The sequence below is a fragment of the Streptomyces sp. NEAU-174 genome (assembly GCF_052665095.1).
Window position 1 is genome coordinate 621,873 of record NZ_JBQTCE010000001.1, and the last position, 20,850, is coordinate 642,722.

20 protein-coding genes and 1 tRNA gene are annotated in these 20,850 nt (G+C 71.5%); 11 read left to right on the top strand and 10 right to left on the bottom strand.

Annotated features, from left to right (window positions below; all coding sequences use genetic code 11):
* Window positions 1-34: 34 nt before the first annotated feature.
* From ACT2CW_RS02585 to ACT2CW_RS02595, 3 genes are all read right to left on the bottom strand, one after another.
* Window positions 35-1,459 carry an amidase gene (locus ACT2CW_RS02585; protein ID WP_445515672.1) on the bottom strand — a complete coding sequence of 475 codons (1,425 nt, stop codon included), beginning with the start codon at window positions 1,457-1,459 and terminating at the stop codon, window positions 35-37.
* Window positions 1,460-1,625: 166 nt separating this feature from the next.
* On the bottom strand, window positions 1,626-4,016 hold the full coding sequence (locus ACT2CW_RS02590) for a family 2 encapsulin nanocompartment cargo protein terpene cyclase (RefSeq protein ID WP_445515342.1): 2,391 nt from the start codon (window positions 4,014-4,016) through the stop codon (window positions 1,626-1,628).
* Window positions 4,017-4,165: 149 nt separating this feature from the next.
* Window positions 4,166-5,260, bottom strand: a complete 1,095-nt coding sequence (locus ACT2CW_RS02595; RefSeq protein WP_445515343.1) for an acyltransferase family protein — start codon at window positions 5,258-5,260, stop codon at window positions 4,166-4,168.
* Window positions 5,261-5,575: 315 nt separating this feature from the next.
* On the opposite strand from ACT2CW_RS02595, the gene ACT2CW_RS02600 reads away from it, so the two are divergent.
* Window positions 5,576-6,031 carry a tellurite resistance TerB family protein gene (locus ACT2CW_RS02600; protein WP_445515673.1) on the top strand — a complete coding sequence of 152 codons (456 nt, stop codon included), beginning with the start codon at window positions 5,576-5,578 and terminating at the stop codon, window positions 6,029-6,031.
* Window positions 6,032-6,116: 85 nt separating this feature from the next.
* Here the strand turns inward: ACT2CW_RS02600 and ACT2CW_RS02605 are convergent, their stop codons facing one another.
* Together ACT2CW_RS02605 and ACT2CW_RS02610 are read right to left on the bottom strand one after the other, a co-directional pair.
* Entirely contained in the window at window positions 6,117-7,064 is a 948-nt protein-coding gene (locus tag ACT2CW_RS02605; RefSeq protein WP_164427219.1) for a M56 family metallopeptidase, read from the bottom strand.
* A 3-nt stretch (window positions 7,065-7,067) separates the two neighbouring features.
* Window positions 7,068-7,478, bottom strand: coding sequence for a BlaI/MecI/CopY family transcriptional regulator (locus ACT2CW_RS02610; protein WP_037956803.1), 411 nt, complete (start codon window positions 7,476-7,478; stop codon window positions 7,068-7,070).
* A gap of 166 nt (window positions 7,479-7,644) precedes the next feature.
* On the opposite strand from ACT2CW_RS02610, the gene ACT2CW_RS02615 reads away from it, so the two are divergent.
* Window positions 7,645-8,985 carry a cytochrome P450 gene (locus ACT2CW_RS02615; protein ID WP_445515344.1) on the top strand — a complete coding sequence of 447 codons (1,341 nt, stop codon included), beginning with the start codon at window positions 7,645-7,647 and terminating at the stop codon, window positions 8,983-8,985.
* Between the two features lie 69 nt (window positions 8,986-9,054).
* On the opposite strand, the gene ACT2CW_RS02620 is transcribed toward ACT2CW_RS02615, so the two are convergent.
* The gene (locus ACT2CW_RS02620) at window positions 9,055-10,635 is read right to left on the bottom strand and encodes an SDR family oxidoreductase (RefSeq protein WP_445515345.1); all 1,581 of its coding nucleotides are present in this window, start codon (window positions 10,633-10,635) and stop codon (window positions 9,055-9,057) included.
* A gap of 419 nt (window positions 10,636-11,054) precedes the next feature.
* Between ACT2CW_RS02620 and ACT2CW_RS02625 the strand changes: the two genes are divergently transcribed.
* A complete protein-coding gene (locus ACT2CW_RS02625; RefSeq protein WP_014061825.1) occupies window positions 11,055-11,354 on the top strand; it encodes a type II toxin-antitoxin system VapB family antitoxin in 300 nt (99 codons plus the stop codon).
* 150 nt (window positions 11,355-11,504) lie between these two features.
* Window positions 11,505-12,203, top strand: coding sequence for a LytR C-terminal domain-containing protein (locus tag ACT2CW_RS02630; protein WP_445515346.1), 699 nt, complete (start codon window positions 11,505-11,507; stop codon window positions 12,201-12,203).
* A gap of 12 nt (window positions 12,204-12,215) precedes the next feature.
* Here the strand turns inward: ACT2CW_RS02630 and upp are convergent, their stop codons facing one another.
* Window positions 12,216-12,851: a uracil phosphoribosyltransferase gene (gene upp / locus ACT2CW_RS02635; RefSeq protein WP_037956795.1), complete on the bottom strand. Its 636-nt coding sequence runs from the start codon at window positions 12,849-12,851 to the stop codon at window positions 12,216-12,218.
* Between the two features lie 178 nt (window positions 12,852-13,029).
* Between upp and ACT2CW_RS02640 the strand changes: the two genes are divergently transcribed.
* The 4 genes from ACT2CW_RS02640 to ACT2CW_RS02655 all read left to right on the top strand — a co-directional run bounded on the left by ACT2CW_RS02640 (window position 13,030) and on the right by ACT2CW_RS02655 (window position 14,602).
* Window positions 13,030-13,197 carry a hypothetical protein gene (locus ACT2CW_RS02640; protein WP_020870137.1) on the top strand — a complete coding sequence of 56 codons (168 nt, stop codon included), beginning with the start codon at window positions 13,030-13,032 and terminating at the stop codon, window positions 13,195-13,197.
* 181 nt (window positions 13,198-13,378) lie between these two features.
* A complete protein-coding gene (locus tag ACT2CW_RS02645) occupies window positions 13,379-13,915 on the top strand; it encodes a tRNA adenosine deaminase-associated protein (protein WP_165556255.1) in 537 nt (178 codons plus the stop codon).
* A gap of 18 nt (window positions 13,916-13,933) precedes the next feature.
* Complete coding sequence (gene tadA / locus ACT2CW_RS02650; RefSeq protein ID WP_164427223.1) at window positions 13,934-14,434, top strand: tRNA adenosine(34) deaminase TadA; 501 nt, start codon at window positions 13,934-13,936, stop codon at window positions 14,432-14,434.
* 81 nt (window positions 14,435-14,515) lie between these two features.
* A tRNA-Ser gene (locus tag ACT2CW_RS02655) sits at window positions 14,516-14,602 on the top strand.
* A 118-nt stretch (window positions 14,603-14,720) separates the two neighbouring features.
* On the opposite strand, the gene ACT2CW_RS02660 is transcribed toward ACT2CW_RS02655, so the two are convergent.
* Both ACT2CW_RS02660 and ACT2CW_RS02665 read right to left on the bottom strand, forming a co-directional pair.
* Complete coding sequence (locus ACT2CW_RS02660) at window positions 14,721-15,398, bottom strand: response regulator transcription factor (RefSeq protein WP_445515347.1); 678 nt, start codon at window positions 15,396-15,398, stop codon at window positions 14,721-14,723.
* Window positions 15,399-16,574 (bottom strand): sensor histidine kinase, encoded by a 1,176-nt coding sequence (locus tag ACT2CW_RS02665; protein ID WP_445515348.1) that lies wholly within the window; start codon window positions 16,572-16,574, stop codon window positions 15,399-15,401.
* 153 nt (window positions 16,575-16,727) lie between these two features.
* Here ACT2CW_RS02665 and ACT2CW_RS02670 point away from each other — a divergent pair, with 153 nt between their 5' ends.
* The 3 genes from ACT2CW_RS02670 to ACT2CW_RS02680 are packed head-to-tail and all read left to right on the top strand — an operon-like array spanning window position 16,728 to window position 19,254.
* The gene (locus ACT2CW_RS02670; protein ID WP_445515349.1) at window positions 16,728-17,039 is read left to right on the top strand and encodes a hypothetical protein; all 312 of its coding nucleotides are present in this window, start codon (window positions 16,728-16,730) and stop codon (window positions 17,037-17,039) included.
* A gap of 60 nt (window positions 17,040-17,099) precedes the next feature.
* A complete protein-coding gene (locus ACT2CW_RS02675; protein WP_445515350.1) occupies window positions 17,100-18,587 on the top strand; it encodes an alpha/beta hydrolase in 1,488 nt (495 codons plus the stop codon).
* A 13-nt stretch (window positions 18,588-18,600) separates the two neighbouring features.
* The gene (locus ACT2CW_RS02680) at window positions 18,601-19,254 is read left to right on the top strand and encodes a hypothetical protein (protein ID WP_445515351.1); all 654 of its coding nucleotides are present in this window, start codon (window positions 18,601-18,603) and stop codon (window positions 19,252-19,254) included.
* 40 nt (window positions 19,255-19,294) lie between these two features.
* Here ACT2CW_RS02680 and ACT2CW_RS02685 read toward each other — a convergent pair whose 3' ends face one another.
* Window positions 19,295-20,665: a DUF6777 domain-containing protein gene (locus ACT2CW_RS02685; protein ID WP_445515352.1), complete on the bottom strand. Its 1,371-nt coding sequence runs from the start codon at window positions 20,663-20,665 to the stop codon at window positions 19,295-19,297.
* Between the last annotated feature and the right edge of the window lie 185 nt (window positions 20,666-20,850).

Consider the following 20,850-nt stretch of genomic DNA (forward strand, 5'->3'; position numbering starts at 1 on the left):
GGCCGAGAGCGCACGGGCTCTCCAGGGGCGTGCGCTACTCGATCCCCGCCGGGCGCCGCCGCCAGTGCCCGGTGGCCCGCTCGAAGGCGTGGCCGACCTGGAGGACCGCGAAGTCCGCCCGGTGCGGCCCGACGATCTGCACCCCGACGGGGAGCCCGCCGGGTGTGAACCCGGCCGGTACGGACAGCGCCGGGCTGCCGGTCGAGCTGATCAGATACGCCGAGCGCATCCAGTCCAGATAGTCGTCCATGGCCACCCCGGCGACCTCGGTCGGGTACTCGATGCCGACGTCGAACGGCACCACCTGGCTCACCGGCAGCAGCAGCACGTCATAGCGGCCGAAGAACTCCCGTACACGGTGGAAGAGCAGGGTGTGCAGCACCTCCGCGCGGCCGATGTCCGGCCCGGTGAGCTTGCGCCCCTCCTCGGCGTTCTCCCGGATCGCCCGCTTCAGCCCGTCGGGGTGGCGGTCCATGAGCGGGCCGAAGGCGACCTCGAAGGCCGAGGCGCGCAGCGTGCGGAAGACCTCCTCGGCCTCGGTCAGGTCCGGGCAGGCCCGCTCCACGACACAGCCGAGACCGGTGAAGACCTCCGCCGCCGACTCGACCACCGCGGCCGCCTCGGGCTCGACCGGCACCAGCCCCCCGAGATCCGGCGACCAGGCCACCCGCAACCCCGTCAGATCGCGGTCCAGGGGGCGGGCGAAGCGGGCGCCGGGCTCCTCCAGGGCGATCGGCGACCGCGCGTCGGGCCCGGCGATGGCGGACAGCAGCAGGGCGGTGTCGGCCACGGTACGGGCCATCGGCCCCTTGACGCCGAGGGTGCCCCAGGCGGTCAGGGAGGGCCAATTGGGGACGCGCCCTGGCGATGGGCGCAGACCGACGACATTGCAGAACGAGGCCGGGTTGCGCAGCGAGCCGCCGGTGTCGCTGCCGTCCGCGATCGGGACCATGCCGGAGGCCAGCGCGGCCGCCGCGCCCCCGCTGCTGCCACCCGCGCTGCGGCCCAGGTCGTGCGGGTTGTGGGTGGCGCCGAATAGGGGGTTGAAGGTGTGCGAACCGGCCCCGAACTCGGGCACGTTGGTCTTGCCGAGGGTGATCGCCCCGGCGGCCCGTATCCGCTCGATCAGCAGATCGTCCTGGTCGGGCACGCCGTCGGCGAGCGGCGAGCCATGGCTGGTGCGGATGCCCGCGGTGTTGTGGAGGTCCTTGTGTGCGATGGGCAGCCCGTGCAGCGGACCGAGCTCCTCCCCCGCCGCGATCCGCTCATCGGCCCGCCGGGCGGCCTCGCGGGCGCGGTCCGCGACGAGGGTGACGATCGCGTTGACGGCCGGGTTGACCCGTTCGATACGGGCCAGATGGGCCTCGAGCAGCTCGCGCGCGGACAGCTCGCGGGAGCGCAGCAGCGCGCTGAGGTCCAGCGCGGTCCTGAAGCAGAGATCGTCGTCCGTCGTCGTCACGGTCACTCGCCTTCCTCGGTGGTCATCGCTGCGCGGGTCTTCGGACCGCGGGCCCCGTAAGAATCGCCGTCCTTACGGGTCTCACGGCGCGGCCGCCCCGCCCTGTCCCGGCGGACAAAGGCGGGGGCGGTCCGTTCCCGAGGGCCTTACGGTCCCCACGGAGGCCTTACGTACGTGCTCCGGTGGGCACCGGAACCCGCGCGGCCGAGGTGCCGAGCCCGGTGGGCCCGTGCCACGGGGCCACCGGACGCGCCCCTGAACCGGCCCCGGCGCCCGTCACGGCCCCGGCGCCCGTCACGGTCCGGCTGTCCGCCGGGGCCGGGACCGCCCCGGTGGCCACCGGCCGCCGGTGGGCGCGGAGCAGTTCCTCCTCCCGGTAGCGCGAGACCTCCCGGTGCCAGTTCAGGATCCCGGACATCCAGTCGCGCAGCTCCTCCACATAGCCGTCCATCGCCGTCCGGGCCTCCGGCTCCAGGCCGAAGTCGTCGTACAGCACGGGGAACTCATGCGCCGCGACATGCTGGAACTGCCGCATCCGGGACGTCATCAGATCGTTCACGACGGCGACCCCGGTCGGATAGTCGCAGTCGAAGAAGTTCTGGACGACGAGGACGCCGTTGTGGATCTCGCCCTCGAACTCGATCTCCTTCTGGTACGAGAAGACGTCGTTCAGCAGCGTCGCGTAGTCCATGGCGGCGTTCTCCAGCGACCTGACCGGGCCGCTGCGGTAGATCTCGGGCGGCACCCGCCGTTCGCGCGCCAGTCGGCACAGGCTCATGGTGAGGTCGGAGCCGAAGGTGTGCCGGCGCATCTCGATGTAGTCGACCGGGTCGGGGATCCGGTTCTTCGTGTGGTTGGCCAGCTCCCACAGCCAGCTGGCGGTCATGTTCTCGACGGCCTTACGGAGTTCACGGCGCGACTGGTCCTCCATCGGGCCCGCCGTACGGCTCCACAGGTCGGCCAGCGACCGCTCCAGCGCGTTCGCCGGGGCCGGGGTGGGGCCCGCGTCGAGCGGCATGAACGCACTGAGCCGGGCGTTGCAGACCCGGGCCCCGGCCAGGTCGTGGGTGCGGCCGAAGACCGCCGGGTAGTAGTCGTCCGCGTAGGTGCCCCAGGCCAGCCAGCCCGACGCCAGATCGAGCTCGTCCGGGGAGCCGTCCGGGTGGATGCCGGCCGCGCACAGCGGCAGGTCGGCGGCGAGCATCCGCCGCTCGTCCCAGACGTGCGATCCGGGGATCCCTGGCTGCGGCCCGAGGATGCCCATCCGATGTGCCCAGTCGGCCAGGTGGTCGCGGGCGGCGGGCAGATGCCGATTGAGCCGGAGGGTGAACGGCATGAAGAAGTCCGGCACCAGGGAGGGCCCGGTGCTCCGGAACGGGACATGGCTGAACCTGCGGGTCCGGGCCGCCTCCGCCCGGCCCGTGGTCAGCGGCAGGCTCGCCGCGGAGGTGCCGAGCCCGCTGAGCGCGAAGGGCGACCACACCGGGGCCTTGTGCGGGCCGTCCGCCCCCTGCATGTCGTCCGGGCCGTCCGCGCCATTCACACGGTCCGTACCCTCCGGGCCGTGCGCACCGTTCATGTACCGGCTGGAGCGCATATGCCACTCATGGCCGCCGGACTGCCAGTCCTGGAGCCCCTTGACGTAGGCGAGGACCCCCGCACAGGCCGCCGGGTCCAGACCGTGCTCGGCGAAGAGCGGCCCGAGCTCGGTGAGGGCGGTGTCCTCGAACTGCTGCAACCGTGAGGTGAGCAGCTCATTGACGGAGTCGGCCGCCTCCTGGGTGGTGCAGCACAGAAACGTCTCCAGGACCAGGACGCCATTGCTGAGCTCGCCCTCGTCCTCGATCTCCCGCTGGTACGAGAACAGGTCGTTGCGCAGGTGCACCGCGTCCGCGAAGGCGTCCCGCAGCACCCGCATCGGCCGCGACCCGGCGATCACCGCCGGTACCTCGGCCCCCACGGCGTGCTCCACCAGCCCGGCCGACCAGGGCGCGCCGCCGACCTTACGGCGCATCTCGATGTACTCGACCGGATTGGGGATCCGGTGGATGTTGATGTTCGAGAGCTCCCAGAGCGATTCGTTGAGCAGGTTCTCGGTGCTCTCCCGGAACCGCGCCCGCCAGTCCGCCGACATCGCGGGCACCGTCCGCGCCCACAGATCCGCGAGCCCCGCCTCGACCGGGTTGGTGGGCTCCGGGGTCCCGGCGGCCGGGTCCATCGGCATGAAGGCGGGCAGCCGGTCGAGATACGCCTTGCCGGCCTCACGGTCCTGGGAGCGCTTGAACGTCTCCAGGAAGTGGTCATCGAAGAAGAACACCCACACATACCAGTCCGTGACCAGCGAGAGCTCCGCGTCGGAGCAGTCGGGGTGGGTGTACGCGCACAGCAGGGCGTAGTCGTGGGCGTCGAGATCCTCCTGCTCCCAGATCCCCGAGCCCTCGAGCATTCCCATCTCGCGGGCCCACCGGGTGGAGTGCTCCCGTGCCGCCTGGACATGGGGGTTCAGCCGCGCCGGATACGGCATGTAGAAGTCGGGGAGTCGAAAGGGCTGTGTCACTGCTGGGCCGGCACCTCTCCGTGCGACGGTGGCCCGTAGTCGTCGTCCGGCTACGGGCCGGGGTCCGCTACGGGCTACCCATCCCACAACTGGCCTATCCGAAAGCCCAATTAGTCACACGAATGCGCTCCCGTGACCGAGTGCGCGGATCACCCGTCGCGTCTGCGGAAGGCCCACTCCATCCGTGGCTCCATCGCGAACCGGAACGCCCGCTGGACGGGCGTCGCGCACAAGGCCGTCACCACGGCCACCGCCACCGCCGTCACCACGATCTCCCCGAGCGGCCGGTGCAGCCACGGGTGGTCGTACCAGTCCCAGAAGCGGGAGCCCTTGGCGAGGAAGCCGTGCAGCAAATAGCCGTACAGCGTCCCGGCACCGAGCACCGTGAACCACATCCGGCGCCGGGGCACCCAGGCGAGGAAGCACACGGTGAGCACCATGGAGCAGCCGAAGAGGGCGAATGTCATGACCGTCCCGACCCACCACGGCGCGCCGAGCTCCTGCGCGCTGTCCCGACGGTAGAACCACGCCGGGTTCATCCGCGGCACGGCCCAGTAGGCGAAGACCACCGCGGCCGCGACCACCGGCACCGACAGCCATCTGACCGCGCGCCGCCCCATCAGCCGGAAGTGCTCCGGCCGCATGTGCAGGCCCAGCACGAAGAAGGGCAGGAACTGGAGCACCCGCTGGAGATCGAGGTCGTCACCGATATTCGGTGAACAGGCGGCGAGCGCGGCGATGGTGAGGGCCAGCGCCACCGGCCACCGCGCGATCCGCCACAGCGGCGCGGTCAGCCGCCAGACGAAGAGCGCGATCAGAAACCAGGTCAGATACCAGGGGTCGAGCAGACTGATCGGATAGGACGGATCGTCGTCCGCCCACCGTTTGAAGAAGGTGTACGCGACCTCGAAGAGGACATATGGAACGGCGACACCCGTGATCAGACGCTTGAGCCGGTCCGGCCGGAGATCGAAATTCCGCGAGAAGTACCCGGAGATGAGAATGAACGCCGGCATATGGAACGTGTAGACGGTCACATAGAGCGCGGATGCCGCTCTGCTGCCGCCCCGCAGTGGCTCCCACGCATGACCCATGGCGACCAGCACGATCGCCAGATATTTGGCGTTGTCGAAGAACGCGTCGCGTTGTTTCGGTGCGGGGGACGGAGCCGGTGCCGCCTCGGCGGGCGGGGACGCCGGTGCGCGCCGCGCGGGCAGTGTCGGCAGTAAGTGCGAGACGTTCATCACATATGCCCTCCCGGGAAACCTGCGGGGAAAGCCCGGGCTCTTTCCGAGTTTCGGCGGAGGGTTGCGGAGTGGAACATTCCACGCACCATAGTGGCGCTCGCGAGCCCGCGCCCCAAAAGGCTCAGCTCTCGCGCACAAGGGTTTAGGTCCAGTCCAGCGCATCGGTCACCTCCTCAACTTGGGAACTTCTTTACCTCTCCGGTCAGTTCACAGAGTGCTGAAGAGGGGCCGATCCGCCCGGCCTTGACCGACCCCGCCTGCTAGCTTCTACACAACTGTAGATCCTAACGACCCTATGGAGTGTGAGTGGCCATGGCCCTGTGGGACCGCATCAGGGAGTCCGCCCAGACGATGCAGACTCAGCTCGTCTCGAAGAAGAACGACTTGAAGAGCGGCGCCTTCCGCGACGCCAGCATGGCGATGTGTGCCCTGGTGGCGGCGGCGGACGGCTCGGTCGACCCGTCCGAGCGGCAGCGCGTCGCCCAGCTGATCGCCACCAACGAGGTGTTGCAGAACTTCCCGGCCGACGATCTCCAGCGCCGCTTCAACGACTACGTCAACAAGCTCACCACCGACTTCGCCTTCGGCAAGGTGAGCGTGATGCAGGAGGTCGCCAAGGCCAAGAAGAAGCCCGCCGAGGCGCGCGCCGTGATCCAGATCGGCATCGTCATCGGTGGCGCGGACGGCAACTTCGACAAGACCGAGCAGGCCATGGTCCGCGAGGCGTGCTTCACGCTGGAGCTCCCGCCGGCCGAGTTCGACCTGTAAGACGGGGCGAGGCGGATAGCCCCGCAAGCCATAACCCGCAGCCTTACGGCCGCCACGGCGGCCGTAAGGGCGCCGCGACCCGGAGCTAGAGCGGGGTCGCGGCATGCAGGACGAGGACCAGGGCGACCGCCGCGTTCGCCGAGGACAGCGCGGACGCGGCGGTGCCCACCGCCGCGATCCACAGGGCCAGCCCCGCGGCCGTCCACGTCGGCGGCCAGTGCCGGGACGGCGGAACGGGCTCCAGCAGCGCCGCGACCCGGCGCGGCACCGGCCCCGGCGCGGCGAACCCGGCGAGCGCCGGCCCCGGCGTGCCCCGGGAGACCAGGGCGGCCTTGCCGACCGCCCGCGCCGTGACCCTGCGGTCGCCGACCTCCCGGGCCGCCTCCTCGTCCGCCCAGCGCTCGGCGCAGTAGTCCACCGCGGCCCGCAGCGGCCGCAGCAGCGGGTTGGCCCGCGCGGCGAGCCGTGCGGCCAGCAGATAGCGGTGGTGGTGCGCGGTCAGATGGGCGCGCTCATGCGCGATCAGGGCCCGCCGCTCACGGGGCTCAAGGCTGTCCAGCATCCCGGTGGAGACGACGATCCGGCCCGGCTTCCCGGTCCGCCCCGAGGTCCCGGGCAGCGCGTACGCGTACGCCCTGTCGTCCGGCAGCACCGCGACCGGCGACTCCGGCAGCCCGGCGAGCGCGAGCCGGGCCTCCCGCCGCACCCGGCCATGCCGCAGACAGGTGGCCGCGCAGGAGACGGCCACCGCCGCCAGCGCGCCGATCGCCGCCTTACCGGCCACCACGTCGAAGGGCACCGCCGCCCGTACCTCGGGGTCCGACCAGCTGTCCGGCAGCGGGTTGCCCGGCAGCTGCGCGGTGCCGACGACCATCAGCAGCCCCAGGCACAGCGTGGAGCACACCGCGAGGACGGTGCCGACGAGCGTCAGCAGCCGGGTGGCGGTGCGCGGATGGAGATGTTGCTCGGCGAGCCGGGCGATCGGCAGCGCCGTCAGGGGCAGAACCAGCGGGAGGAAGACGAAGACGCCCATCGGTCAGTCCTCCGGCTCCTCCGCCACGTCGCTCAGCAGGTCGCGCAGCAGCCGCTCGTCGTCCTGGGTCAGCCCGGTCACAAAGCTGGCCAGAACCGCCTCGCGGTCGTCCTGGCCGTCCAGCACCCGGCGCATCCGCAGCGCCGCGAGCCCCGCCTCGTCCGACGCCGCCCGCCAGACGAAGGAGCGGCCCGCGCGCTCACGGGTCACGGCCTGCTTGGCGTGCAGCCGGGACAGGATGGTCATGACCGTGGTGTAGGCGAGCTCTCCCTCGATCCGCTCCTGCACCCATGCGGCGGTCACCGGCCCCGGCGCCCGGCTCAGCGCCACGAGCACCTGCGCCTCCAGCTCGCCCTGGCCACGCCGACGGGGGCGGCGGGGCCAGCCGGGCCCGCCGGTCCGGTCGTGGTCCATCACACCGTCTCCTTCCCCACCGCACGCGCCCGGCGCGCGGCGCTCCATCGTAGCGAGCGGGCCACGGTCGCGCGTTCGCCCCTTTGGCCTGGCTGTACGCGCGGGCCCGGGCCGCCTCACCGATGCTGAGCAGGGGGACGACCCCGACGAAGGAACGCACTCAGCCATGACGCAGACGCAAGGCTCGCTCGTACGGCGGATCACCGACTACGCCCATCGAGCCGATCCGTACCCGATCTACGCCGAGCTGCGCAAGACGCCCGTGGCGCACGACGAGGAGGGGCCGTACATCGTCTCCACCTACTGGGAGATCCACGGTCTGCTGCACGACCCCCGGCTCAGCTCCGACGCGCGCAACCTGGACCCCCGGGCCGCCTCGGAGCTGCCCGAGGAGGACGACGACCCGGGGCTGCCGCCCAGCTTCCTGAGGCTGGACCCGCCCGAGCACGACCGGCTGCGGCGGCTCGCGACGGCGCCCTTCGGCCCGCCGCACACCCCGCGCCGGCTCCACGAGATGCGCGGTGAACTCACCCGTATCGTCGGCGAGCTGATCGACGGCTTCGAGGGGCGGGACCGGATCGATCTCGTCGACCACTTCTCCTACCCCTTCCCGGTGACCGTGATCTGCCGGCTGCTCGGGGTGCCACGGGAGGACGAGCCGCGCTTCCACGCCTGGGCCGACACCCTCGCCGCCAGTCTGGACCCCGACCCCGACCCCGACCCGGACGCGGACGCCGCCGAGCGGGGGCGGATCACCCGGCAGGCCCGTACGGAACTGGCCGCGTATCTGTCCGAGCTGATCGAGGAGCGCCGCCGCGCACCCGGCGACGACATGCTCTCGGCCCTGGTCGGCGGGGAGGGCCCGGGCGGGGAAGGGCCGGAGGGGCGGATGAGCCGGGTGGAGCTGCTGAGCACCGCCGCGCTGCTGCTGGTGGCGGGGCACGAGACCACCGTCAACCTGATCACCAACGGGATGCTGACCCTGCTGCGCAACCCCGATGTGCTCGCCCGTCTGCGCAAGGATCCCCATCTGGTCGTCCCGCTGGTGGAGGAGTTGCTGCGGTTCGATCCGCCGGTGCAGATGCTCCCCCGGCGCACCCCGCTCTCGGAGATCGACATCGCGGGTGTGACCATCCCCCAGGGGGCGTCGGTCTGGCTGCTGCTGGCCTCGGGCAACCGCGATCCGCAGCGGTTCCCCGACCCCGACCGGTTCGATCCGCAGCGCAGGGACAACCAGCACCTCGGCTTCGGCAGCGGCGTCCACAGCTGTTTCGGCGCCCCGCTGGCCCGGCTGGAGGCGCAGATCGCGCTGACCGAGCTGGTCCGCCGGCTGGAGGAGCCCCGGCTGCTGGAGGACCCGCCGACCTACCGGCGCAACGCGGTGCTGCGCGGGCCACGGCATCTGCCGCTCGCCTTCGAGGGGCTGCGGCCGAGCGGGTCCCCGAACGGATCCCGGAACCGCTATCCGAACGGGTCCAGGAACCGCTCCCCGAACGGGTTCCGGTGACGGCGGGGTTCAACGGCCCCGGACCGGCGGGGCCGATCGCGTGGTCCAAGCGCCCCGGACCAGCGGGGCTCACCGTACGCGGAACGCGGACGCTCTCGTCCCGGCCGCGCCCTTCCCGCCCCTGCCCGTCCCGGCCCCGCCCCTCTCGGCCCGGGCGGCGATGTTCCGGGCCATGCCGCCGAAGACGAGCGCGTGCCACGGGGCCACCGACCACCAGTACAGATGCCCGGCGAGGCCGCGCGGATGGAACAGCGCCCGCTGCCGGTACACCGTCCCGCCCCGCGCGTCCCGGTCGACCACCATCTCCAGCCAGGCCAGGCCCGGCAGCCGCATCTCGGCCCGCAGCCGCAGCAGCCGGGGCGGCAGGACCTCCTCCACCCGCCAGAAGTCGAGGCTGTCCCCCACTCTGAGCCGCGCCGCGTCCCGGCGGCCCCGGCGCAGCCCGACGCCGCCCACCAGGGTGTCGATCCAGCCGCGCAGCGCCCACGCGAGCGGCAGCGAGTACCACCCGTTCGCACCGCCGATCCCCTCCACCACCCGCCAGACGTCCCCCGGCGAGGCGTCCACCGCGCGCTCGCGGCGGTCCTGGTAGAGGCTGCCGCCCGACCAGGCGGGGTCGGTGGGCAGCGGATCACTGGGCGCGCCGGGGGTGGCGGCGGAGGACCAGCGGGTGGCCACCTCCGCGTCGCGGATCCGCCGCAGGGCCAGCTCCAGCGCCCGGTCCACGCCGAGCGGCCCGCCCGGCGGGTCCGGCACATAGCGGGTGATGTCCCGTTCGGCGCAGACCACTTCATGGCGCAGCGACTCCACCAGCGGGCGGGCGATGGCGCCGGGTACGGGGGTGACCAGGCCGACCCACAGACTGGAAAGACCGGGGGTGAGCACCGGCACCGGCACGATCAGCCGCCGCCGCAACCCGGTCACCCGCGCGTACCGCCGCATCATGGCGCGGTAGGTGAGGACGTCGGGGCCGCCGATGTCGAAGGTCCGGTGCACCTCGTCCGGCAGCGAGGCGCAGCCCACCAGCAGCCGCAGCACATCGCGGACGGCGATGGGCTGGGTGCGGGTGCGCACCCAGCGGGGCGTCACCATCACCGGCAGCCGCTCGGTGAGGTAGCGCAGCATCTCGAACGAGGCCGAGCCCGAGCCGATGATCACCCCGGCCCGCAGCACGGCCGTCGGCACCCCGGAGTCCAGCAGCACCCGGCCCACCTCGGCCCGGGACCGCAGATGGGGCGAGAGCGCGCGCTCGGGGACGCCCTCGGGGGTCAGCCCGCCGAGATAGACGATCCGGCGCACCCCGGCGGCGCGGGCCCGCTCGCCGAAGATCCGGGCGGCGCGGCGGTCGGTCTCCTCGAAGCCGGAGCCGGTGCCCAGCGCGTGGACCAGGTAGTACGCGATGTCCACGCCCTCCATGGCGGCGCGCACGGACTCCTCGTCGGTCACATCGCCGCGTACGGTCTCCACCCGCCCCGCCCAGGGCTGGTCGCGCAGTTTCCCGGGCGAGCGGGCGACACACCGCACCTGATGGCCCGCGGCCAGCAGCTCGGGGACGAGCCTGCCGCCGATATAGCCGGTGGCGCCGGTGACCAGACAGCGGAGCGGCTCCGGCGCGCCGTGAGGGCCCGGCGGGCGCTGGGGAACAGCCATGAGGCCATGGTGCGCGGGCGGCACGGAACCCGCGAGGCGGGGATTCGCTCGCAGGACAGGACCTGCGCGGTGGGATTTCCGCGCAGGACAAAACCTGCGAGGTGGGCTCCCTTCGGCGGCATTGTCCGCATCAGGTGTTGGAGGTCGCTCTCAGGTCTCCCCGACCTTCGAGCCTCTCAGCCCGACCATCTAGAAGACGTTCTCTTCAGAGGACTCACGTCCTCTGTCCTGAACGCCTCTCCGGTCGAGCTCCCTCGCTCGCCCCGCAGGCTGTTATTTACGTTACTCCGGGCCCCCGTGAGCGCCTAGCCCCTTTCGGGAATTTTTTCCTATTTTCCGAGTTCGGCGGGGCCCGGCTCCGGCCCGGCACTCGGGCGCCTTGGCTGCGCCGGGAGGGGCTTGCCCGGTAGGCTTTCCGTGTGATCTTCAAGCGCATCGGAAACGGTCGGCCCTATCCCGACCACGGCCGGGAATCCACCCGCCAGTGGGCGGATGTCGCCCCACGCCCGGTACGTCTTGACCAGTTGGTCACGACGAAGCAGCAGCTCGACCTGGAGACGCTGCTCGCCGAGGACTCCACGTTCTACGGGGACCTCTTCGCCCATGTCGTGAAATGGCAGGGCGACCTCTATCTGGAGGACGGGCTGCACCGGGCGGTGCGCGCCGCCCTCCAGCAGCGTCAGGTGCTGCACGCGCGCGTCCTGGAGCTCGAGGGCTGACCGCGAGCTCGAGGGCTGACCGCGCCCCCGCCCCGGCGACCGATCGCCGTTGATCGACTTCCGATCTGTGTTGGCCCTTTCGGGTTGGTCTGAGCACCAACCATTGATCATTTAGTAGGCATCGCCACCTGGCCGCACTACGCTGCGCACATGAGCATGCTGACCCCTCCCGGCATGGGCGGAAAGTACCGCATTACGGGCGATCGCTACCCGCGGATGAGCCGGCCCCGGAGCCGCCGGCGGCTGATGTTCACCGCCTTCGGCTCGGTGCTGGCGCTCGGCCTGGTCGGGTGGGGAACGCTTCAGCTCATCGACGTCTTCTCCGGCGACGGCGGCGGTGGCCAGAAGGTCCGCGCGGCGCACGGCACCGGGGACTGCGAGCGCGGCGACAAGCACCCCGACGGGAACGCCAAGTCCGGCCGGTCCGACAGCGGCCAGAGCGGCCAGGGCGGCCGTACGGGCGGGAAGCTGCCGAAGCCCTCCCAGATCACGGTCAACGTCTACAACGCGACCACGCGCTCCGGCCTCGCCAAGGACACCGCCAAGGAGCTGGAGAAGCGCGGCTTCAAGATCGGGAAGGTGGGCAACGCCCCGACCCAGTACGACAAGAAGGTCAAGGCCACCGGGATACTGCTCGGCGCGCCCGGCGCCGGCGACGGGGCCTTCAATGTGCTCGGCACGCAGCTCGCCGGCGCCCAGACCAAGAACGACGCGCGCCGCGGCAAGGACATCGACCTGATCATCGGCAACGGTTTCAAGGACCTGGTCGAGCAGAAGGACGCGAACAAGGCGCTGGCCGCCCTGGCCAAGCCCTCGCCCGCGCCCTCCGGATCGCCCTGCCGTTCCTGAGCCGGGTGGGGCTCAGCCCGCGGTCCCGTACATCCGGTCGCCCGCGTCGCCGAGCCCCGGCACGATGTACCCCTGCTCGTTGAGCCGCTCGTCGACGGACGAGGTGACCACCGTCACCGGCGCCCCGGCGAGCTCGCGCTCCATGAGCTCGACGCCCTGGGGCGCCGCCAGCAGACACAGCGCGGTCACATCGTCGGCGCCCCGCGATATCAGCTCCCTGATCGCCGCGACCAGCGTCCCGCCGGTGGCGAGCATCGGGTCCAGGACGTAGACCTGACGGCCGGAGAGGTCCTCGGGCATCCGGGTGGCGTAGGTGGACGCCTGGAGCGTCTCCTCGTCACGGATCATGCCCAGGAAGCCGACCTCGGCGGTGGGCAGCAGCCGCACCATGCCGTCGAGCATCCCGAGACCGGCCCGCAGGATCGGCACGACCATGGGGCGCGGATGGGACAGCCGCACCCCGGTCGTGGCCGTCACCGGGGTCTCGATGTCGACCTGCTCGGTGCGCACATCGCGCGTGGCCTCGTACGCGAGCAGGGTCACCAGTTCGTCGGCGAGCCGCCGGAAGGTGGGGGAGTCGGTGCGCTTGTCGCGCAGCGTGGTGAGTTTGTGCGCCACCAGCGGGTGGTCGACGACGTGGATCCGCATGGCAACGACACTAACCGAGCGCCCGGAGCCCGGCTCCCGCCGGTGACGCCCTCCGTGCGCCGCCCCGCGCTCGACCGTCTGCCGCCGTAGTGGCATCAAACCGCTGATTCGGGGGAAAGTGGGCAACAGCGCCCGGGCTCCCACCGGGCGACACCTCGGCCCCGAGGAGTGAGTGACCATGGCCGACGCGACCGCGAGGGAAACCGCCGCGGACCGCCGCCGCCGTCGCGACCGCTTCCTGCGCGCGCTGAACGAGGCCCGGGCGGTGCGGGACCAGGTGCGTCCCCGGCAGGCCCGCGCGGCCCGGATGCGCCGGGCGATACACATGCGGACGTTCTCCTGGTGAGCCCTGGTGAGCTTCCGCCGAACCGCCGGAGACGGTTTCCGCGTGTTTCGATTCCGTCCGCGTGAGCCACATCTCTTTGGACTGGTGCACGACGCAGCGTGGAAGACCTCTCGCGAAGCGACGGTTTCTGCCACGATTCCGATTGGGGCGGGACACTGTCCCGCCCGCCCCCGGCACGCCTATGACCAGTGGGAGAGTCACGGTGTACTTCGCCGCATTGCTCGCGCGCACCGCAGAAGGGTGGGAAGCGAGCGACACAGAGCTCGATGACGTGGAAACCCTGACGGACTTGATCGAACTGGCCCGTCTGGCCTCCAAGGACGACGACACGGTACTGGCCTTCATCGAGCACGAAGACGCGTGGTTCGGCGTCGTCCGCGTGGACGGCGAGGACGACCCGCACATCTATGTATCGGACGCGGCAGCCGCCGCCCGCACCTCGTACGGCTCGATGCTCACCGACGAGCTGCTCGGCCGGGACCCCGACGACGATCTGGACAGCCTGGTCGACCTGGACGGCACCGAGGACGGCGAGCCGGACCGGGACGACGAGGACGCGGACGACGCGCCGGTCCCGATCGGCCCGCTCGGCGACGCCGACATCCTGGCCGACCTCGGCATGGACGAGAAGGAGCTGAAGGCCCTCGACGGGGACGCCCTCGAATCGATCGCCGAGATGCTCGGGTGCAGCATGGAGGGGCTGGAGGCGGTGCGCTGACCGCCGCACACTGATGTCATGACCGATCCGCTGACCGGCCTCCTGCCCGGCCCCGACCCCGACCCCCTGCGCGACCCCTGGCGCGAACCGATGCGCCTGGCGCTGGCGGAGGCGGTACGGGCACCCGAGACGGGAGATGTGCCGGTCGGCGCCGTCGTGCTGGGCCCGGACGGCTCGGTACTCGGCCGCGGCCGCAACGAGCGCGAGGCCCACGGCGACCCCACGGCCCACGCCGAGGTCCTCGCCCTCCGAGCCGCCGCCCACCACCTCGGCGGCTGGCGGCTGACCGGCTGCACCCTGGTGGTCACCCTGGAGCCGTGCACGATGTGCGCCGGCGCGATCGTCCTGTCCCGCCTGAACCGGCTGGTCTACGGCGCCGTGGACGAGAAGGCCGGTGCGGTCGGCTCCCTCTGGGACGTCGTCCGTGACCGCCGCCTCAACCACCGCCCCGAGGTCATAGGGGGCGTCCTGGCGGAGGCGTGCGCGGCCCCCCTGACCGCCTTCTTCCGCAAGCCCTGAGCCCCGCCCCGAGCCCCGTCGCGCGGGCAGGTCCGGGAACCGATTTCGGTTCCCGGCCACCCGTCCGCTAGGCTCTCCCTCGGTAGCGTGTCCGAGCGGCCGAAGGAGCGCGCCTCGAAAGCGCGTGAGGGGGCAACTCCTCCGTGGGTTCAAATCCCACCGCTACCGCTCACTCACCCTCCTGATCCGCGGAAACGCAGGTCAGGGGGGTGTTTTGCATGGGGGACGTGTCCACCAGCCGTGTGGACACGTCCAGCTATGTGAGCCCGTACGCCCCCAACTGGCCTCATTCCTCCGCGTCACGGACCAGGAGCGCGATCTGCACCCGGTTGTCGACCGCCAGCTTGGCGAACAGGCTGCCGATGTGCGCCTTGACGGTCGCGACGCTGATGTACAGCCGCTCGGCGATCTCCGGGTTGCCCAGCCCGTCCGCGATGGCCCGGGCGGTGTCGAGTTCTCGTGTCGTCAGGGTGGACAGCCGTTTCCGCGCGGCTTCGCGGGATGAGTCGCGAGCGTGCGAGGACCGCGGGCTGGTGGCCGCGGTGATCACCCGTGCCGTGGCGGCCGGGCCCAGCACGGGGTTGCCGTCCGCGACGGTCCGCACCGCGTCGAGAAGCCGCGGCGGTTGGGTGTCCTTGAGGACGAACCCGAGTGCTCCGGCGTGCAGTGCGCCGAGCACCAGATCGTCGGAGTCGAAGGTGGTCAGCATGAGCACCCGCGGCGGCGCCGGCCGGGTGAGGAGTTCCCGGGTCGCGCTGAGACCGTCGCGGCCGGGCATCCGCACGTCCATCAGGACCACGTCCGGCCGCTGCTCGTCCACCACGGTGAGCGCGGCGTCCCCGTCGGCCGCCTCCGCGACGACGGTCAGGTCCGGTTCGCCGTCGATGACGAGTCGCAGCGCCATCCGCACCAGTTGGTCGTCGTCGACGATGACGACGCGCACCGGCTGCCGCTCGGTATCCACTCATGCTCTCTTTTCGTGGGTGGGGTTCGGCCAGGGTAGCCGCGCGGTGAGGAGGTATCCGCTGTCGGGCGTGGGGTGGTGGTCGAGTTGTCCGCCGGCGAGGGCGACGCGTTCGGTGAGGCCGAGCAGGCCGAATCCCGATGCCGGTGGTGGTGCGGTCGCCGTGGTGGCCGGGGAGTTGCGGACGCTGACATTGAGACTGTCGCCGACGGTTCCCTCGAGGGTGATGTGTACATGTGCGCCCGGGGCGTGTTTGGCGGCGTTGGTCAGCCCTTCCTGGACGATCCGGTAGCAGGTGCGTCCGACGACGTCGGAGGGTGTTCCCGGCACAGTGGTGGTGAGCGTGACGTCCAGTCCGGAGGTGCGGGCGTCGGCCACCAGGTCGGGGATGCGGTCGAAGGAGGGCTGGGGTGGCTCCGGGCGGCCCGGGTCGGCCCGGAGCACCCCGAGGACGTCCCGTAGTTCTTCCAGGGCCCGGTGGGAGCCTTCGGCGATGCCGCGGACCAGCACGCGGTTCTCCTCGGCGGTGAGGTCGCCGCGGTGGTCCAGCACTCCGGCCTGCATGGCGACCAGGGAGATCCGGTGCGCGAGCACGTCGTGCATCTCGCGGGCGATCCGGTTCCGTTCCAGGGCCCGTGCCTGCGCCGCCCGTGCGGTCTGTTCCCGTTCCGCGCTCTCCGCCCGGTCCCGCAAGGACCGCACCTCGACGCGCCGCGCACCGATGGCCATGCCCACGGCCACGGCGATGCCCGCGATCAGCGCCGGGAACGCGAGTGCGAGCCACAACGGGCCGGTCGGGGTCGGGTAGAACCCGCCGGCGAACTGTGACGCGGTCACGAGGGCCAGCCCGACGACCCCGCTCTCCACCGGACGACGACGCGTGGAGAGCGAGACCAGCGCCAGAAACGCGGCGCCGGAGGCGAGTGCCGACGCGGTCGAGGCGATCGCGACCGTCATGGCGACGCCGAGCGGGAACCGCCGCCGCCACAGAAGCGCCGTCAGACAGCCGAGAGCCACCAGCGGATCACCGATGAAGAACCACGAGCCGGTTTCGGTCGACTGTCCCCGCATCACCACACCGGTGGAGAGCCAGAGCGGTATGCCCACCGCCGCGGCCGCCATCAGCCGCCAGGTCTGCTGCCACCACCCGAGCCGTGGCGCGACGTCCGTGTTCACCTGGTCAGTATCGCGACACGGTGCGGACGGTGAGTCGGGCCGCGGAATGACCCACCCCCGACCAGAGTCGAATCACCACCCCGCCTGGGGTCGGAGGCGATGCGAGCCGCCGGGCCGATGTGCCTGCCGGGCCGCGCGGACAGACTCGTTCACGTGCCGAGACGACCGAACACCAGGCGGAGCAGCGCGATGCGCAAGGGTGGCTATGCGGCCCTTGAGGCGGTCGGGATGGTGATCACGGCCCTGGCCGTCCAAGCCATGATCCGCGCCCTGCTCGACCAGGGTCGCGAGCCGCTGTGGGGCAATCTCAGCTGGGTCCCCGGCGGCCTCACCGGCCAGATGATCCTCCTCGGACTCATCGCGCTCGTCGCCATGGTGTCCGGTGGCTGGGCACACACCCGCAAGGAACCGGCCGCCGAACGGGCCGGACATCCCGGGGGAATCCGCGACCGGGGAACGACCTGACGCCCATCGGGACGACAGACCCGCGTCTACGGCCGTACGTGCCCCACAGGAGGACATCAGATGCGCAGATCTCTGCCCCTCGCCCTCGCCGCCACCGCGGTGGCGGCGACCGCGATCACGGGAGTGTCGGCGGTGGCGACGCCGGACAGGGCGGCCGCGAGGCCGGACACCGTGGAGTGGGGCCCGTGCCCGGAGAAGACCGCCTCCCCCCTTAAGGCCGACTCACCCCGTCTCCAGTGCGCCACGCTCGAAGTCCCGCTGGACTACCGCGATCCCGACGGCCGGCAGATCGAGATCGCGATCTCCCGGCTGGCGAGCAAGGAACCCTCGAAGCGCCGCGGTGTGCTGCTGACCAATCCGGGCGGCCCAGGCCACGCGGGACTCGACTACCCGGCCCTTCTCGCCGCCTCAGGGCTGCCCCGTAAGGTGCTGGACTCCTACGACGTGATCGGCTTCGACCCCCGTGGCGTCGGCCGCAGCACGCCGGTGACCTGCGATCTGACGCCGGAACAGCTGAACCGCGTCAACTTCCCGCCGTACCCGCACACCGCGGCCGATGTCGCGCGGGAGGCGGGGAACGCGCGGACCGTCGCCAAGCAGTGCGCCACCTCGCGGACGGCGTGGATGCTGCCGCACACCACCACCGCGAACACCGCGCGCGACATGGACCGGATCCGGGCGGCACTGGGCGAGCCGAAACTCTCCTACCTCGGTGGGTCCTACGGCACCTACCTCGGCGCGGTGTACACGACGCTGTTCCCGGAGCGGAGCGACCGGATCACGCTCGACAGCAACCTGGGCCCCGGCGGCTACGACGTCACGGCCAAGCGGTTGTTCGCCCGGGGAATGGAGGACCGGTTCCCGGACTTCGCGGCGTTCGCGGCCGCGCACCCCGAGTACGGTCTGGGCACCACACCACAGCGGGTGACCGCGAAGTTCTTCGACCTCGCGGAGCGGTTGGAGAGGAAACCGGTCCACGGCATCGACGGGACGGTGTTCCGCGGGATGACGTTCGATCTCCTCTACAGCGATGCGACCATGTCCTCGCTGGCCGGGAACTGGCAGGCGCTCGACAAGGGCAGGCCACTGCCGTCCAAGCTGCCAAAGCCCCCGGAAAACACCCTGGCCAGTAACCTTTACGTGATGTGCGGTGATTCGCGCTGGCCGGGGACGGTCCGGGAGTATCAGCGGGATGTCGCGGTCGACCGGCTGAGGTACCCGATGCTGGGCGGGTTCACGGCCAACATCGGGCCGTGCGCGTTCTGGCCGGACAAGCGGGTCGAGCCGCCGGTGCGCATCGGTGACCGGGGCCCGTCGAACGTGCTCATGGTGCAGAACGAGCGCGACCCGGGGACCCCGCTCGCCGGAGCCCAGGAGCTGCGGCGGGCGTTCGGGAAGCGGGCCACGATGGTGACGGCCGACCAGGGCGGACACGGTGTCTATCCGTTCGGCCGCAACACCTGCGCGAACGACGCGGTGACGGCGTTCCTGACCACCGGGCAGCGCCCGTCGCGGGACCTCGCCTGCGCGGCGGAGCCGAGCGAGTAACGGGAGGGGAGGGATGTTCAAGGAGTGGCGGCATCGTCGGGCCGTACAGCGGGTCAAGCCCGGGGACGGGCGACCGCTGAAGCGTTTCCGCTGGTGGCAGATGCTTACCCGCGCACTGTTCCATCTCCGGCTGATGAACGACGACGGCCGGCAGATGGTCTACGCCGTCGACGTCAAGCATCAGAGCGCGGCGGACGGCTACGTCAAGGCCCATCTGTACCTCGATGGCAGGCATCACGCCGAGTCCAGGGTCCCCGCCGTCTTCCCCGTCCAGGGCGGCACCGTCGAAGTGAAGGCGAGCGGCTTCGGGCTCAAGCGCTGCCACTACGTCACCGCCGAGGGGTCGGAGTTCCAGCTCGTCCCCGACCCCGCCTCGGCCGAGGGGCGCCGCGCGCGCTTCGAACGGTCACACCCCGCGCTGAGCCGCTGGATCGGTTTCCTCTCGGTGCTCGTGCTCGTCATCGGCCTGGTTCTCCTGATCCTCCAGCTTGCCGAACAGGTCACCCGGGACCCGGAGGGCCTCGCCCAGTACGTCGGGACCTTCACCTCGCCCATCGATCTGTCGGCGTGGGGCAACACCGCGGTCGGGCTCATCACCGTGGCGGCCAGCACCGAGCGGGCACTGCGGCTGCGCTACCACTGGCTGCTGGACGGCGGGGTGGGGTGACCCCGGCCCGCCCCCGGGGCTGGCCCCGGGGGCGGCCCCGTCAGGGGCCGGACGGGGGCGGCTGCTGCGGGGGCTGCTGCTGGTTGGGGTCGGGCTGGGGCTGCTGGGGCGGGGGCTGGTTCGGGGGCGGTTGGTTCGGGGGCGGTTGGTTGGGCGGGGGCTGGTTCGGAGGGGGCTGGGGCGGCGGAGGCGGGTTCGGCGGAGGCTGGTTCGGGGGCGGCTGATTGGGCGGCGGCTGGTTCGGCGGGGGCTGCGGTTGCTGCTGCTGGCCAGGGTCAGAGGGCTGGTCCTGGGGCTGCTGCTGAGCCGGGTCAGAGGGCTGATCCTGGGGCTGCTGCTGGCCCGGGTCCGACGGCTGATCCTGCGGCTGGTTCTGCGGCTGGTCCTGGGGCTGCTGGCCGGGGTCCGAGGGCTGGTCCTGCGGTTGCTGCTGGCCCGGGTCCGACGGCTCGTCGGAGGGCTGCGACTGCTGCGAGGGGGTTCCGGACGGGCGCTCGGTCTCCAGCGGGGTGAACCGGTCCGACGGCTTCATGGTGACCTTCGGCGCCTCCCGCAGCCGCGGGGCGTGCTGCTCGCCCGGCATCGCCAGGTACTTGGGGTAGTCGGCGCGGGCCAGCACCGTGTCCCGCGGGTCGCCGCTGCCGTCGCCGTCACCGAGCGGGCGCTTCAGGAGCTCGGCCTTGCCGATCCCCACCAGGACGAGGTGCTTGGCGTTCTTCGTGGCCGGCCGGATGACGGTCACCGTGCTACGGGAGAAACCGTTCCACTCGGGCCCGGTGAAGGTCGGCTTGGCATTGCGCGGCGGGGCCGAGACCCTTACCGGATTTCCGGAGTCGCACTTCACGACGGGCAGACCGCGCTCATCGACGAATACCGCCGTTCCGGCCTGGAGAACGGCGGACACCGGCTTCACCCCGCCGCGGTAGCCGTAGGTCTTCGCGTAGGTGTCGGAGCGCAGAGTGACGCTCGTGAGCCGGTTGACGAAATCGGGGATGCCGTCGGGCGAGATGTGCTGAACCTTGCTCCAGGCGGCGCCCTTCCGCTTGTCGGCGTCGAGGTCATGGAGCAGTCCCTGCCGGTCACAGGGCTGCCGGTTCCGGACGCCGGCGTAGAGACCGGGGGTGTTGCCGCGGAAGGCGCGGCCCCCGTTGGACGGCGAGACCACGTGTTTGCGGTCCCGGCCCACGGAGGAGGTGAACGCGGGGACCGAGGTCTTTCCGACGGGTTCCCGCCGGTATTCGACCGTCGAGGCATATCCGGGGGCTTCGCCGGGCGCCTCCTTGGAGGCTTCCCCGGATGCCTTTTCGGAGGAGGAGACCATCCCAAGGACCACCACGACGGCGACCACGACGACGAAACCGACGACGAATGCTGAACGACGCGAGGTGAGGTGCCATGAGATCGAGCGCATTTCCCTCTCCTTCCCTTACCTCGCCCCCCATCCTGCGCTCGCTCCACGCACCCCCGCTTCCCCCGAAACCTTGACATCTCACCCCACCTTTGGGGGACTTGGGCCGCGTTTGCCCGCCGCCGCTCGCAGAGCCGCCCCCGGTCCGGGCGCAAACCCGGACCGGGGGCGGTCACTACCCCTCGCGG